Source organism: Brevibacillus sp. FW301-21C12A (assembly GCF_058788915.1).
This window is the reverse complement of record NZ_JBYTBG010000009.1, coordinates 20991-34956: the sequence shown is the minus strand read 5'-3', so window position 1 is coordinate 34956 and position 13966 is coordinate 20991. Positions and strand designations below refer to the sequence as shown.

14 protein-coding genes and 1 other RNA gene are annotated in these 13966 nt (G+C 55.3%); 13 read left to right on the top strand and 2 right to left on the bottom strand.

The window, feature by feature from the left end; all coding sequences use genetic code 11:
- Positions 1 to 22: 22 nt before the first annotated feature.
- From aspS to AC3WQH_RS08200, 4 genes are all read left to right on the top strand, one after another.
- Positions 23 to 1813 (top strand): aspartate--tRNA ligase, encoded by a 1791-nt coding sequence (gene aspS, locus AC3WQH_RS08215; protein WP_025847095.1) that lies wholly within the window; start codon positions 23 to 25, stop codon positions 1811 to 1813.
- Between the two features lie 49 nt (positions 1814 to 1862).
- Positions 1863 to 2044, top strand: a non-coding RNA gene (gene ssrS / locus AC3WQH_RS08210) — 6S RNA.
- Positions 2045 to 2113: 69 nt separating this feature from the next.
- Positions 2114 to 2869 (top strand): tRNA threonylcarbamoyladenosine dehydratase, encoded by a 756-nt coding sequence (locus AC3WQH_RS08205; RefSeq protein ID WP_005832465.1) that lies wholly within the window; start codon positions 2114 to 2116, stop codon positions 2867 to 2869.
- Positions 2870 to 2875: 6 nt separating this feature from the next.
- Entirely contained in the window at positions 2876 to 4234 is a 1359-nt protein-coding gene (locus AC3WQH_RS08200) for an AAA family ATPase (protein ID WP_005832466.1), read from the top strand.
- Between the two features lie 16 nt (positions 4235 to 4250).
- Here the strand turns inward: AC3WQH_RS08200 and AC3WQH_RS08195 are convergent, their stop codons facing one another.
- Positions 4251 to 4424 carry a hypothetical protein gene (locus AC3WQH_RS08195; protein WP_007782328.1) on the bottom strand — a complete coding sequence of 58 codons (174 nt, stop codon included), beginning with the start codon at positions 4422 to 4424 and terminating at the stop codon, positions 4251 to 4253.
- Between the two features lie 98 nt (positions 4425 to 4522).
- Here AC3WQH_RS08195 and cymR point away from each other — a divergent pair, with 98 nt between their 5' ends.
- The 8 genes from cymR to AC3WQH_RS08155 all read left to right on the top strand — a co-directional run bounded on the left by cymR (position 4523) and on the right by AC3WQH_RS08155 (position 11691).
- Positions 4523 to 4942 (top strand): cysteine metabolism transcriptional regulator CymR, encoded by a 420-nt coding sequence (cymR, locus tag AC3WQH_RS08190; RefSeq protein WP_005832467.1) that lies wholly within the window; start codon positions 4523 to 4525, stop codon positions 4940 to 4942.
- Positions 4943 to 4974: 32 nt separating this feature from the next.
- A complete protein-coding gene (locus AC3WQH_RS08185) occupies positions 4975 to 6123 on the top strand; it encodes a cysteine desulfurase family protein (protein ID WP_007782325.1) in 1149 nt (382 codons plus the stop codon).
- A gap of 211 nt (positions 6124 to 6334) precedes the next feature.
- The gene (locus AC3WQH_RS08180; RefSeq protein WP_005832471.1) at positions 6335 to 6523 is read left to right on the top strand and encodes a hypothetical protein; all 189 of its coding nucleotides are present in this window, start codon (positions 6335 to 6337) and stop codon (positions 6521 to 6523) included.
- Positions 6524 to 6640: 117 nt separating this feature from the next.
- Entirely contained in the window at positions 6641 to 8305 is a 1665-nt protein-coding gene (locus AC3WQH_RS08175; protein ID WP_026558417.1) for a methyl-accepting chemotaxis protein, read from the top strand.
- A gap of 101 nt (positions 8306 to 8406) precedes the next feature.
- Positions 8407 to 10668 (top strand): SF1B family DNA helicase RecD2, encoded by a 2262-nt coding sequence (gene recD2, locus AC3WQH_RS08170; RefSeq protein WP_007782317.1) that lies wholly within the window; start codon positions 8407 to 8409, stop codon positions 10666 to 10668.
- A gap of 74 nt (positions 10669 to 10742) precedes the next feature.
- Positions 10743 to 11240: a PRC-barrel domain-containing protein gene (locus tag AC3WQH_RS08165; RefSeq protein WP_005832478.1), complete on the top strand. Its 498-nt coding sequence runs from the start codon at positions 10743 to 10745 to the stop codon at positions 11238 to 11240.
- Positions 11241 to 11258: 18 nt separating this feature from the next.
- A complete protein-coding gene (locus tag AC3WQH_RS08160; protein ID WP_005832479.1) occupies positions 11259 to 11465 on the top strand; it encodes a YrzR-like zinc ribbon domain in 207 nt (68 codons plus the stop codon).
- Positions 11466 to 11496: 31 nt separating this feature from the next.
- Positions 11497 to 11691, top strand: coding sequence for a hypothetical protein (locus AC3WQH_RS08155; protein ID WP_235694726.1), 195 nt, complete (start codon positions 11497 to 11499; stop codon positions 11689 to 11691).
- A 118-nt stretch (positions 11692 to 11809) separates the two neighbouring features.
- Here AC3WQH_RS08155 and AC3WQH_RS08150 read toward each other — a convergent pair whose 3' ends face one another.
- The gene (locus tag AC3WQH_RS08150) at positions 11810 to 12496 is read right to left on the bottom strand and encodes a TerC family protein (protein WP_007782307.1); all 687 of its coding nucleotides are present in this window, start codon (positions 12494 to 12496) and stop codon (positions 11810 to 11812) included.
- 376 nt (positions 12497 to 12872) lie between these two features.
- Between AC3WQH_RS08150 and AC3WQH_RS08145 the strand changes: the two genes are divergently transcribed.
- The gene (locus AC3WQH_RS08145; protein WP_007782304.1) at positions 12873 to 13937 is read left to right on the top strand and encodes an AI-2E family transporter; all 1065 of its coding nucleotides are present in this window, start codon (positions 12873 to 12875) and stop codon (positions 13935 to 13937) included.
- The last annotated feature ends 29 nt before the right edge of the window (positions 13938 to 13966 follow it).

Genomic DNA, 13966 nt, shown 5'->3' with positions numbered 1-13966 from the left:
ACCAAAAGTGGGGGAAATCATCATGTCTTGGCAATATCGCACCGTACATTGCGGTGAAGTGACAACAGCACATGTAGGGCAGGAAATCGTACTGAACGGCTGGGTGCAAAAGCGCCGCGACCTCGGCGGGGTCATTTTCATCGACTTCCGCGACCGCACAGGGATCGTGCAAATCGTCTTCAATCCGGAGCACAACAAGGCAGCGTGGGAAGCCGCTGACAAAGTGCGCAGCGAGTACGTGCTGGTGGTAAAAGGAAACGTCGTGAACCGCGCGCCGGAAGCCGTCAATCCGAAGCTGAAAACGGGTGAAGTCGAAGTTCACATCTCCGAAATCCAAATTTTGAACGACGCCAAAACGCCTCCGTTCCAAATCGAGGACGACATCGACGTCGATGAACAGGTTCGCCTGAAATACCGCTACCTCGACCTGCGCCGTCCGGAAATGCAGCGTTCCTTGATTCTGCGCAGCAAAGCGGCAAAAGCATTCCGCGACTACCTCGACGAGAACGGCTTCGTGGAAGTGGAGACGCCGATGCTGACCAAGAGCACGCCAGAGGGCGCGCGCGACTACCTCGTGCCATCCCGCGTGCATCCAGGCGAGTTTTACGCGCTGCCGCAATCGCCACAGTTGTTCAAGCAGCTTCTGATGGTATCCGGTCTGGAGCGCTATTACCAGATCGTGCGCTGCTTCCGCGACGAAGACTTGCGCGCTGACCGCCAGCCTGAGTTCACCCAGGTGGACATCGAGACGTCCTTCCTATCGATGGAAGAAATTTTGCCGATGATGGAAAAAATGGTCGCGCACGTGTTCAAGCAAACGATCGGCGTGGACGTTCCGACGCCGTTCCCGCGCCTGACTTACGCGGAAGCGATGGCGCGCTACGGCTCCGACAAACCGGACGTGCGCTTCGGCATGGAACTGACAGACGTATCCGACCTGGTTGCGACAAGCGACTTCAAAGTTTTCGCAAGCGTTGTCGCTGGCGGCGGACAAGTAAAAGCGATCAACGCCAAAGGCTGCGGCCACTACTCCCGCAAAGAAGCGGATGACCTGCAAAAATTCGCGGCCCGCTACGGCGCGAAAGGTCTTGCGTACATGGGCTTCAAGGACGGCGAAGTAAAAGGCCCGATCGCCAAGTTCTTTAAAGAAGAAGAGATCAACGAACTGAAAAAACGCCTCGAAGTCGAAGAAGGCGACCTGCTTTTGTTCGTGGCCGACAAGCCAAAAGTCGTCGCGGACGCATTGGGCGCCTTGCGCTCCAAGCTCGGTGCGGAACTCGGCCTGATCGACCAGAGCAAGTTCGCGTTCCTGTGGGTCGTCGACTTCCCGCTGGTCGAGTGGGATGAGGAAGCAAAACGCTACGTGGCGCTGCACCATCCGTTCACTCGTCCAAAAGACGAAGACCTGCACCTGTTCGACACCGATCCGGGCCAAATCCGTGCGCAAGCGTACGACATGGTACTGAACGGCTACGAGCTGGGCGGCGGTTCCATGCGGATTTTCAAACGCGACGTGCAGGAAAAAATGTTCAAGGCACTCGGCTTCACACAAGAAGAAGCGCATGAACAATTCGGCTTCCTCCTGGATGCATTCGAGTACGGCACGCCTCCGCACGGCGGTATCGCGCTCGGCCTGGACCGTCTGATTATGCTGCTGGCTGGCCGCACCAACCTGCGCGAAGTCATCGCGTTCCCGAAAACGGCTAGCGCAAGCGACCTGATGGTCAATGCGCCAGATGTGGTAGCGCCAAAGCAACTGACAGAGCTGTCTATCGCCACGCTGGCAAAAGAAGAAGAAAAGGTAGAAGCGTAATCGACTTGCGCAACTGCATTGCTCTTTGATACATTGGTAATACTAGCTACAAGCCCTGCGATGTTCGTGACATCCGATAGTTTTGAGCCACAAAGTTTGTCTCGGGAGTTTTTCGTCCGCAATTGTAAAGGCATGCCTCCGTCGAGTGGACGTCTGCAACAGTTGGGCAAGACACCCACCTGCGATTAGCAGGTTCAAAACTAAGGAGCTACACGGCATAATGGGGCTCCTTTTTTCTTTGTGATTCCTACTTTTCCGATTGACTATCATTTTACTTGCGAATGAAAGGTGAAACCTACGATGCTTCATCAATTTTCCCGTTGCGAATTGGCCTTCGGTCCCGAAGGTTTGGAAAAAATGAAAAACAGCCGCGTCGCCGTTCTCGGTGTCGGCGGCGTCGGCTCCTTCACAGTGGAAGCGCTGGCCCGTACAGGTGTCGGCAAGCTTGTGCTCGTGGACAAGGATGTGGTTGACATCACCAACATCAACCGTCAAATTCACGCGACGCTCCACACGATCGGACAGAAAAAGGCAGAGCTGATGAAAGAGCGGATCGCCGCGATCAATCCGGAATGCGAAGTCGTGACGCTCAACATGTTTTACAACGAAGAGACGGCCGAGCAACTGTTTGCCCACGAGTTCGACTACATCGTGGACGCCATGGATACGATGTCGGCCAAGCTGCATCTGATCCAGGAAGCGAAGCGCCGCCATATTCCCATCATCTCCAGCATGGGGGCCGCCAACAAGATGGACCCGACCCGTTTTGAGGTCGCGGATATTTCCCAGACGAGCTATGACCCGATTGCCAAGGTCATTCGCCGCGAACTGCGCAAAAAAGGCATTTATAAAGGCGTCAAGGTGGTTTACTCCAGAGAGATTCCGGTGACCGTTCGCACAGATGTGCGGGAAAAAATCGTGTCCAACCCGAACTCCCCGATCAGCAAAGTGCGGCAGCCTCCAGCGAGCAACGCTTTTGTTCCATCCGTAGCTGGCCTGATTCTGGCCAGCGTCGTCGTGCGTGACCTGTTGGACTGGCAGCCCGTAAAAGGATAGGATAGCATGAACGATCTGTTTTCGTATGCCTATGACCAAGAAGGGGGCCGCAAGCAAAAGCCGCTCGCTGCGCGCATGCGGCCCAAGACGATTCAGGAAGTGATCGGCCAATCGCACATTTTGGCGCCGGGCAAGCTGCTGCGCCGGGCGATTGAAGCCGATCAAGTGTCGTCGCTCATTTTTTACGGTCCGCCCGGCACGGGAAAGACGACGCTGGCCAAAGTGATTGCCCGCACCACCCGGACGCATTTTTCCGAGCTGAACGCGGTCACGGCAGGGGTGGCGGACATCCGCAAAGTCGTGGACGCAGCGAAAGAGCGGCTCGTGATGGACAACCAGCGGACGACGCTGTTCGTCGACGAGATTCACCGCTTCAACAAGTCCCAGCAGGACGCGCTTCTTCCTTACGTGGAGGAAGGAACGATCATTTTGATTGGCGCCACGACGGAAAATCCGTATTTCGAGGTCAATCCGGCCTTGCTGTCGCGCTCGCAAGTGTTTGCCCTGCAGTCGCTGTCGCATGAGGAGCTGCAGCAGGTGATGGAGCGGGCGCTGAACGATGAAGAAAACGGATTGGCAGAACTGTCTGTCACCGTGACGAAGGAAGCGGCCGAACACTTGATCCAGTACGCGGAAGGAGACGCCAGACGGCTGTTGAACGCCTTGGAGCTGGCGGTGACGACGACGCCTCCTGGTCCGGACGGCGGCGTGACGGTGACCCTGGACGTGGCCGTCGAGTCCATCCAGCGGCGCGCTGTTCGCTACGACAAGAGCGGCGACAATCATTACGATACGATTTCGGCTTTTATCAAATCCATCCGCGGCTCTGACCCGGATGCCGCGTTATATTGGCTGGCGAGGATGATTGATGCGGGAGAAGATCCCCGTTTCATTTCGCGCCGACTGGTGATTTCGGCTTCCGAGGACATTGGAAATGCGGACCCGCAGGCGATCTCGGTTGCGGTGGCCTGCTTTCAGGCGGTAGAATTGGTGGGGATGCCCGAGGGACGAATCCCTCTGGCCCAGGCAACGACGTATTTGGCTACGGCTCCGAAAAGCAATGCTGCCTACAACGGAATCAACTCGGCGCTGGCCCGGATTCGGACGGACGGCCACAAGCAGGTTCCGATTCATTTGCGAGATTCGGCGTACAAGGGCGCAGCCAAGCTGGGACACGGTCAGGGATATTTGTACCCGCACGATTACCCGTATGGATATGTGCCCCAACAGTATCTGCCTGACGGTGTGAATTATTCGTTTTATCAGCCAAAGGATTTTGGCTATGAGCGGCATATCCGGCGCTTTCAGGAAGAGCGGCAAAAGCTGGATGCTCGCGGATTGCCGAAGAAAAACTCCCCCGAGTAAGAGGGGGAGCCAAACATCAGGTGCGGACGTCTCCGCCGGGTTTGTTCGGCAAATCGCCGTTTTCATTCGGCTGTTTGCTCTGTTCGCTTGCCCCGTAGCGGGCTTTGTGGGCAATGGTGCCCGCAGGCTGGTCGTACAAGGTGTCGGACGGGTGGTTGCGTCCTCGTTCCGAGCGTTTGTTCGTTGCCATTTTAATTTCACCCCCCAAGATGCTAGTGTGTCCCAGGACGCCCAAGTCATGTAGGCTAAGGGAGTGGGTAAACACAAGAATAAGAGGAGAGTTGCTACGTGAAGATTTCTACGAAAGGACGCTACGGACTGACAATCATGATGGAGTTGGCCAACCGTGTAGGAGAGGGACCGACCTCCTTGCGCAGCATTGCCCAGAAGCACGAATTGTCCGAGCATTACTTGGAGCAGTTGATTGCGCCTTTGCGCAACGCAGGATTGGTAAAAAGTATTCGCGGAGCCTACGGCGGCTACGTTTTGGCAAAACAACCGGATGAAATCTCCGCAGGGGATGTCATTCGCGTACTGGAAGGGCCGATCAGCCCAGTTGAGTTTGCGGAGGAAGAGGACCCGGCGAAGCGCCATTTGTGGCTGCGCATTCGCGACAGCATTTCGGCGGTGCTCGATGCCACCTCGCTGCAAGATTTGATTAGCTATGAAGACGACGGGCATACCGATAACTATATGTTTTACATTTAAGCACGGCTACCAAGCCAGTAGAAGGTGACACAGTGTCTGACATGTTGTATTTTGACCACGCTGCTACGACTCCGGTGCATCCCCGCGTACTCGCGGCGATGACTCCGTACTTGACGCAAGTATTTGGCAACCCGTCCAGTGTCCACGCTGCCGGACGCGAGGCGCGCAAGGCACTGGAGCAAGCACGGGATGCGATCGCAAGCTTTATGGATGCCGATCCGCAATCGCTCATCTTTACCAGCGGCGGGACGGAAGCCGACAATATGGCGGTCATTGGCGGGGCGATGGCGCAGCGCGAACGAGGCCGTCACGTCATTACGACGCAAATCGAGCACCACGCCGTCCTGCACGCTTGCGAATATTTGGAGCAGGCAGGGTTTGAAGTGACGTATTTGCCTGTAGATAAGACAGGCTCTGTCCGGCTGGAAGATGTGAAGCAGGCTGTCCGACCGGATACCGTGCTCGTCTCGATCATGTACGGCAACAACGAGGTTGGAACGATTCAGCCGATTGAAGAAATCGGCGTTTTCCTGCAGGAAAAAGGCATTATTTTTCATACGGATGCCGTTCAGGCATTCGGCGTGCTGCCGATTCGCGCAAGACAGCTTCCTGTGGACATGCTCTCCGTGTCCGCGCACAAAATCAACGGTCCCAAAGGCGTAGGCGCCCTGTACCTCGGGCGCAAGGTGCCGGTTTCGCCGATCTTGCACGGCGGGTCGCAGGAACGCAAGCGCAGGGCAGGCACGGAAAATCTGGCGGGAATCGTCGGATTTGCCGAAGCGACAAAAGTAGCGACGGAGGAGATGGCAGACCGCGTTGCCAAATACGAGCAAATGAAGGCTGCCATGCGCGCGGTTTGGGAAGAGGCGGGAATCGCTTTCCACGTCAATGGACACCCGACAAACGTGCTGCCGCACATTCTCAATGTCAGCTTCCCGGGCGTACACACGGAAACGATGCTGATGAATCTCGATTTGGCGCGAATCGCAGCCGCCAGCGGCTCGGCGTGCACGTCAGGCTCCCTGGAGCTGTCGCACGTGCTCGTGGCGATGCAACTGGAAGACGAAATCGCCCGGTCCGCGATCCGCTTCAGCTTCGGCATTACGAACACCGTCGAGGAAGCAAGACAAGCCGCGCAGACAGTGGCGCAAATCGTCAATCGTCTCGTGCGCAGCAAGTAATGGAACACACGACAAACCAGCGAAAACCGCCCGGAAGCAGGAAAGTGCCTCCGAGCGGTTTTTTTGTGCAACCAAAGCTTCGCCAATCGCCTGGCACAGCCAAGTTTTATTGGTTTTTGTCTCGTGGAAAAAAATGGTTGATCGAACGGCTTCCAACCGTACCTGCCAAGCATACGTTACTACTGACGTCGGTTTTCCAAGGTGAGCATACATGTTTACGAACAAAGCTTCCGAGCTGCAAGCGAGAAAAATCGAGGCTCCGCTGTTCAGGGAGGCGGAGGCGATCAGGCAGCAAAAGCTGTTGAAGCCTGAAAATTGTCCTGACAGCGACGACGACGACCGTGACGTAAAGAAAAAGCAGATTGCAAGCATAGTTTGCAATCTGCTTTTGTTTTTCTAACCAATTTTTCTAATTATGTGGCACTTGTGGTTAATTGTGGATGACAATGATAAAATGAGTCTGTAGAACTATGTCAGAAGAACCAAATCTTTCGGCATCTTAAAGGAGAGGAAAATCATGATGGCCAGACGTTTCTCGATTCGCTACAAACTGGTGCTTACCATTCTCTTCCTGACCATGCTTCCGCTGATGGTAGTCGGGTATATCCAGTTTGAAAATGCTCGGAGTGCAGTCTATCGGTTGACTGTTTCCGACTTGCAATACATAACCAAAATGAAAGCGCGGGAACTGGCCCCTTACGTCCAGGCGACGACGCTCAATGACGGAAATAGACAGAAAATTGATGAAATCATTCGCGAGGTAGCCGACAGCTACTACAAGCCGAATGGCATGGTCGGCTACGCCTATATTGTCGATGAAACAGGGGTGCCGATCTTCCACCCTGACCCGAGCGTGCAAAATACGTCGCTTGCGGGCGAGGCGTTCATGCAGGAGATGCTGAGCAAGAAGAACGGCTGGCTGGAATACGAGTTCCAGGGAGCGACGAAGCTGGCCGTGTACGAGGCTTTGCCGAACGGATGGATTCTCGCCATCGGCAGCTATCAGGACGACTTGCTCGCGCCGATCGAGAGCAGCCGTCCGGTGATGTTTTTGTTGAATCTAATCAGCGCAATCGTGGCGCTCGCTACCGGAATTTTTATCGTCAACAGGCTCGTTCGTCCGTTGAAGGAGCTGGTAGCGGCGATGAAGATAGCCGAGGCAGGCGATCTGACCAAGCGGGCGACTGTCCGCTCGCGGGACGAGCTTGGCGAGCTGTCTGCGATGTACAACGAGATGATGGAAGTGTTCTGCAACATGTTGAGCGAGGTGCAGCGCGTGTCCCAGCAGGTGGCGGCCGCCTCCGAGGAAATGACGGCCAGTGCCGCAGAAAGCGCTCGCGCCGCGGAGCAAATCTCGCTCGCCTCCACAGAGATCGCGTCTGGCTCTGAGGCGCAAAAACAGACGGTAGCCGATACGACGCGGTTTTTGACGCGGATCGGCGGCGACATCCAGCAAATCGCGACCGCCACAGAGCGGGTCAATACCGATGCGACACAGGCGTTCCGCTTGGCGCAGGATGGCGAGGGCAAGCTGAAAGGGCTTGTGCAAGAGATGGACGAGATTACGACCCACGCCCGCAATACCGAGCAGGTCATCCGCGAGCTGGGTATGCAATCGGAAAAAATCATCGGGATCATTACGATCATCCGGCAAATTTCCGATCAAACGAACCTGCTGGCATTGAATGCGGCGATTGAAGCGGCACGCGCAGGCGAACAAGGGAAAAGTTTCGCCGTAGTCGCGCAGGAGGTGCGAAAGCTCGCGGAGCAGTCAGGGCATGCTGCAGAAGAGATTGCCTCCCTGATTCATACGATTCACACCGATATTTTGGCGGCCGTCCAGGCGATGGGGACGACGACAGAAGCGGTTCAGAAAGGACGAGGCGGCGTAGCCGTCGCAGGCGAGAGCTTCCAGCAAATTTTGGTCGCCGTCCAGGACGTCAGCCAGCAAGTGTACCGCATGAACGAGGCCGCGCAGGCCATTCACCGCGATACGCTCCGGCTCGTCGAACACTCCGAAAAAATCGCTGAGCTGGCGGATACGGCCGCGAAGGATACGCAGGAGGTAGCGGCCGCTTCCGAACAGCAGACTGCGACGACCGAGGAAATGACGGCAGCGTCCGAAACATTGGCCCAGATGGCGGAGCAGTTGTCAGAGCAAGTAAAACGCTTTACAATTTAAAACGTATGACTACGAGAAAAATCCACTTTAACAGGAAAAGTGGATTTTTCTGTTCGTGCCACTTTGCTCGTCTTTGAGCAGGCAAGAGAGGAGAGGGTGAGATGGAGGAGCAGCAATCAATCTCCCTGTTTGCGGAAACTTTTATTCGCGGCTATATGACACAAGAAATTTTTTACAACGAAGAAACGTGGTACGGCGTGATTCGTCTAAAAATAGAAGAGACGACGGAAGCGATCAAGGAATCGGACGTCATCATTGTCGGCAACTTCCCTCGTCCTCACCCGGACGAGCTGTACACGTTCTACGGCGAGTGGAAGACCCATGCGCGCTTTGGACAGCAGTACGTAGCCAAGCGCTACGAGCGGGAAACGCCGAAGACGTTGGCAGGCGTGGAGCGCTATTTGGCCAGCGGGCTGTTTCAAGGCATCGGCAAAAAGATGGCGAAGCGCATCGTGGAGCACCTTGGGGTAGATGCGTTGACGATTATTGCAGATCATCCGGAGCGGCTTGCCGAAATCCAGGGCATTTCCGAATCGCGCGCCAAGCTCATTTACGAGTCCGTCCTGGAGCATCGCTCGCTGGAGAGCGCGATGGTCTTTCTGTACGACTTCGGGATTGGCGTGAACATGGCGCTCAGGATTTACCAGACGTACAAGCTGGAGACGATGACGGTGCTCAAGGAAGAGCCGTACCGGCTGATTGAGGATATTACCGGAATCGGGTTCAAGCGGGCAGACGATATCGCCCGCGCGACAGGCATAGCGGCCTCATCGGAAGAGCGCGTAAAAGCGGCGGCCTTGTTCGTGCTGCAGGAGGCGTCCTATTCCGAGGGCCACGTCTATTTGCCCGTGGATGAGCTGTGTGAAAAGACGCTCCGCCTGTTGACGGAGTGCGGCGGGCACGCTTTTTCCGGCGAAGACATTACGCGCGCTGTCGAGGCTTTGTTTGTCGCGAGCAAAGTTGCCTGGGAGGACGAGCGCGTCTATTTGCCTTCCCTGTTTTTTGCGGAGCTGGGCTTGGCGAAAAGGCTGCGGCACTTCGCCCGGCGCGATTCGTTCGGATCGTTTCCGGCCTCCGAATTTTACCGGGCCCTGGGAGCCGTGGAGGACGAGCTTGGAATCAGCTATGCCCAGACGCAGCGGGATGCGATTGAACAGGCGATTACATCCGGGCTGATGCTACTCACAGGTGGACCGGGTACGGGCAAAACGACGGTGATTCGCGGGATTTGCCGCGTCTTTTCGCAGTTGCACGGACTGTCGCTCGACCTGAAAAAATACAACGAAGAAAATCCGTTCCCGATCCTGCTCGTGGCCCCGACCGGACGCGCTGCCAAACGGATGACGGAGACGACGGGCTTGCCTGCAATGACCATCCATCGGCTTTTGGGCTACAAAGGCGAGAGCTTCGAGCACGACGCCGAGCATCCGATTCGCGGCAGGCTGTTGATCGTGGACGAGATGTCGATGGTCGACATTTGGCTGGCGAACCAGTTGTTTCGCGCCGTGCCGGACGACATGCAGATCATCATGGTCGGCGACCCCGACCAGTTGCCGTCCGTCGGCCCGGGTAACGTGCTGCTCGACATGATCCGCTCCGGCCTGCTGCCGCTGGTGCAGTTGACGGAGATTTACCGCCAGGCCGAAGAGTCTACCATCATCCGGCTGGCGCATGATGTGCGCAAAGGACACGTTCCGGCCGATTTGCTCGATACGACCCCGGATCGGCGATTTTTCACAAGTTCGCCACAAGATGTCCCCGAAGCGGTGAAACAAATTTGCCTGGGAGCCGTAAAAAAAGGATATACGGCAAAAGATGTACAGGTTTTGGCACCTATTTATAAAGGAAATGCCGGGGTAAACCGGCTGAATGAAGAACTGCAGGAGCTGTTTAACCCGAAAACGCCACAAAAGCGCGAGGTGACGTTTGGGGACACGACTTTTCGCACAGGCGACAAAGTCCTGCAGTTGGTGAATAATGCCGAGGAACAGGTGTTCAACGGTGATATGGGTGAAATTGTTGCGATTTTTTTCCCGAATGAAAACGCAGAAAACCAGGAGATGCTGGTTGCTGCCTTTGACAATCGGGAAGTGGTGTACAAGCGTTCGGATTACCATCAACTGACGCTTGCCTACTGCTGTTCCGTACACAAATCACAAGGGAGCGAATTTCCGATCGTCGTGATGCCGTTCGTCAAAAGCTACTACCGGATGCTCAGGCGCAAGCTCGTTTATACGGGCATTACGCGGAGCAAGTCTTTTCTCATCATGTGCGGGGAGCCGGATGCGTTTCGCGCAGCCGTGGAAACCGACGAGGAAGGTGTGCGGTACAGCTTTTTGCAGGAGCGGCTGAAGCAGGAGTAAAGCTGGAACCATTTGCGCCGAATGGACATGCGCCTTTCGCCCGATACTAAAAGAGCGGAAGGGGGATGTCCCACATGCGCAAGGCAATGGATGCAGTCGGCTTGCCAGTAGTTTGCCTCCAAACCGGAGAGACGCTTGGCACCGTTCGTGACATTCTTTGCGACTCCACTTGGCATGTACGAGGAGTCTTGCTGAGCGAGCAGGGTTGGTTCCATTCAGGCACCTATATTCCTACCGAACAGATTCACGCGGTAGGGGAGTCCTGCCTTACCGTAACGGGGAAAGACGCGATCACGCCCTTGCCTCATCTCGCCGGTTTTGAACCTGTCGGCATCGTGACGGGAAAAACAAAGCTAAAAGGAAAAGCGGTCATTACCGCTTCCGGAGAACTTCTCGGCAGGCTGGAAGATGTTTACTTTTCAGCGAACTGGGAGAAACTTGTAGGGTACGAACTGTCTAACGGCTGGTTTGCAGATGTGACAGAAGGGCGCAAGCGCCTGTCTGCACCGGCTTCCGTCATCATCGGGGAGGAAAACCTGATCGTGCCGGACTTTGTTCGTAGCCAGGCGTGATAAGGGAGGAAAAGCGTGATGCGTGTCATTTGCCCGAACTGCAGTTCCAAAGACGTAGGGAAGATTGGAACCAATCAATACTACTGCTGGAATTGCTTTATAGAGATGAGCGTTTCCAACGAGCAGATTGCTTCTGTCTACCAGGTGGAGGAAGACGGGTCCTTGCATTCGCTCAACGATCTGTTTATTGAAGATCAAACCGTTTCCGCACAACTGAACATGTAGCTACTGCTCAATGCGGTAAAAACAACTGGAGGTGGCACGCTTGTTTACTCGAAGCCTTTTGCGCGTCCTTGCCACAAGCGGAATTGTGGCTGTCATCGGCTATTTGATGGCCCCGCGCCGCCGCAGTCGGTTTTCGCTGAATTGGAACCAGTTGCCCTTCTCCATGCGCGATGTGACGCGGATGATGAAGACGGGACGCAAGCTGATGCGTGCGGTTACCCGGTAACGAGAAGTGGCGGCAACAGGAACGTTCAGAAGCACCCGAACATAGGATGAGTTCGGGTGCTTTTTTTGTGCATGAAAAAACTCCGTCGCATCGAGGCGACGGAGCTTTGGAATACAGCTTAGTTTTGTTCGGCCAGTCGTTTTTGCTGCTGGCTTTTCATGCGTCCGATCAACAGCACGCCGACGACGACAGCGACGATGAACACCCATTTGACCCACGGGTACGCGGTGAAGAACGGCACCAGGAATTTTTCGGTTGTCACCATGCTTGCGGCCGTATAGGCGAGAACGCCAGCCCCGATGTAGATCACGATCGGGAAACGCTCCATGACTTTCAAAATCAGCGTGCTTCCCCACACCATGATCGGCACGCTGATGACCAGCCCGATGATGACGAGCAGAAAATCACCATGCGCAGCACCGGCAACGGCGATGACGTTATCGAGACCCATGACCGTATCGGCCACGATGATGGTCCAGATCGCAGCGCCAAGGCTTCCGCTTGCCTTCATGTTTTCGTGGCCATCATCCGAGACGAGCAGCTTGAGGGCAATCCACATCAGGATCAAGCCACCGACAAGCAGCAGACCAGGGATTTTCAGCAGCCAGACAACGGCCAGCGTCGCCAAAGCCCGGATGATAATCGCACCGACCGTTCCCCAGACGATTGCCTTTTTTTGCTGTTCGGCAGGCAGATTTCGCGCGGCCATCCCGATGACAATCGCGTTGTCCCCGGCCAACACGAGGTCGATGACGATGATGGCAAGCAGGGCGGACCAAAATTCAGGTTGCATTAATAATTCCATTTTCTCTTCCTCCTCCTCATCCTGTTTGAAAATAAAGCGAGTCATCCACCGGCCGTTTTCTCGATACCTCCTAATAGTGTGTGTAAAGGGAGACAAAAGAAAACGACCTTTCCCTGGACAGGCAAAGGTCGTTTGAAAACAAAAATAGACCTTTTACCTGTTAGGCAAAGGTCTTGCTTACAACATCCAAAAAGCATGTTGCCAACATAGCCGGGGATTTCTCCCGTAATGACGACTATGTTGCGAAAAAGCTACTCCCCTTTGGAGATATCCTCTTGTAACTCCATACTACTGCGGCGTATTCCGGGTGTCAATAGGTTACATGATTTTTGTGCGAAGAACACACCCTAATGGAAATGGAGAGGAGGTGTCCTTCGTGGATGAACTGCGCCGAAGCCGTCTGTTTGCTGCTGCGCTTTGGCTGATCGCGCTGCTCGTCATCGGCAACCTGCTGTGGATGCTTCGCCCGGTCCTTGCCCAGCTTTTTGCTCTTTTGGAGGAAGTGCTGATTCCCATCATCCTGGGCCTGGTCATTGCGTATTTGCTGCACCCGATTGTCGTGCTGCTGGAAAAAAGGAGAGTCCCACGGCTGATGGCCGTTCTGCTTATTTACGCATCGTTTGTGCTGGTCATCACGGTCGCTGTCATCAACGCCATCCCCGTTTTCACCAATCAGCTTGTGGAGCTGTCCGACGACTTGCCCCGGCTGATGGATTGGTACTACACGTGGATGAGCGAGTGGGAGGCGCACAAATACTTTTTGCCGGACAGCATCTCGCACGGGGTCGACCGGGTGATTATCCAGTCGCAGGAAGGGATGTCCCACTCTGTGACCAAGCTCGTCAACAACGCGCGCAATTCGCTTGGCAAGCTGTTCGCCTTCGCCATCGTTCCGTTTATCGCCTTCTATTTTTTAAAAGACATGAAGGCGCTGCATGAGACGGGCATGTCGATCGTGCCCAAGTCGTACCGCAAGCAGGTGCTGGTCGTCTTGCGGGACATCAACGAATCGCTCGGCAACTACATACACGGGCAGATGATCGTGGCCCTGGTCGTCGGCGTGCTGGCTTACCTCGGCTATTGGCTGATCGGCATGCCGTATCCGTTCGTGCTCGCCGCAGTCGTGTGCCTGACGAACATCATTCCTTACATCGGGCCATTGATCGGCGCTGCGCCTGCGATGGTCGTCGCCTTGACGATCTCGACGAAAATGCTGCTGTTCGTCATCGTCGTCAACCTCGTCATACAGGTGGTGGAAGGAAACATCTTGTCGCCCAACATCGTCGGACGCTCCTTGCAACTGCATCCGCTAACGATCATTGTGGCGCTGCTGGTCGGGGAGACGCTCGGGGGCATTATCGGCCTGATCGTGGCGGTGCCTGTGCTCGCCGTATGCAAGGTGGTCATTAGCCGAATCGCCGTCATGATGCATGAAAGTTGACATGGATCAGGAAAAAAATTTATAATACG

What these genes read in the sequence shown, in the direction of transcription:
- aspS (WP_025847095.1), top strand. Translation starts at nt 23, where the DNA reads ATGTCTTGGCAATATCGCACCGTACATTGCGGTGAAGTGACAACAGCA.
- AC3WQH_RS08205 (WP_005832465.1), top strand. Translation starts at nt 2,114, where the DNA reads ATGCTTCATCAATTTTCCCGTTGCGAATTGGCCTTCGGTCCCGAAGGT.
- AC3WQH_RS08200 (WP_005832466.1), top strand. Translation starts at nt 2,876, where the DNA reads ATGAACGATCTGTTTTCGTATGCCTATGACCAAGAAGGGGGCCGCAAG.
- AC3WQH_RS08195 (WP_007782328.1), bottom strand. Translation starts at nt 4,424, where the DNA reads ATGGCAACGAACAAACGCTCGGAACGAGGACGCAACCACCCGTCCGAC.
- AC3WQH_RS08180 (WP_005832471.1), top strand. Translation starts at nt 6,335, where the DNA reads ATGTTTACGAACAAAGCTTCCGAGCTGCAAGCGAGAAAAATCGAGGCT.
- AC3WQH_RS08175 (WP_026558417.1), top strand. Translation starts at nt 6,641, where the DNA reads ATGATGGCCAGACGTTTCTCGATTCGCTACAAACTGGTGCTTACCATT.
- recD2 (WP_007782317.1), top strand. Translation starts at nt 8,407, where the DNA reads ATGGAGGAGCAGCAATCAATCTCCCTGTTTGCGGAAACTTTTATTCGC.
- AC3WQH_RS08165 (WP_005832478.1), top strand. Translation starts at nt 10,743, where the DNA reads ATGCGCAAGGCAATGGATGCAGTCGGCTTGCCAGTAGTTTGCCTCCAA.
- AC3WQH_RS08160 (WP_005832479.1), top strand. Translation starts at nt 11,259, where the DNA reads ATGCGTGTCATTTGCCCGAACTGCAGTTCCAAAGACGTAGGGAAGATT.
- AC3WQH_RS08150 (WP_007782307.1), bottom strand. Translation starts at nt 12,496, where the DNA reads ATGGAATTATTAATGCAACCTGAATTTTGGTCCGCCCTGCTTGCCATC.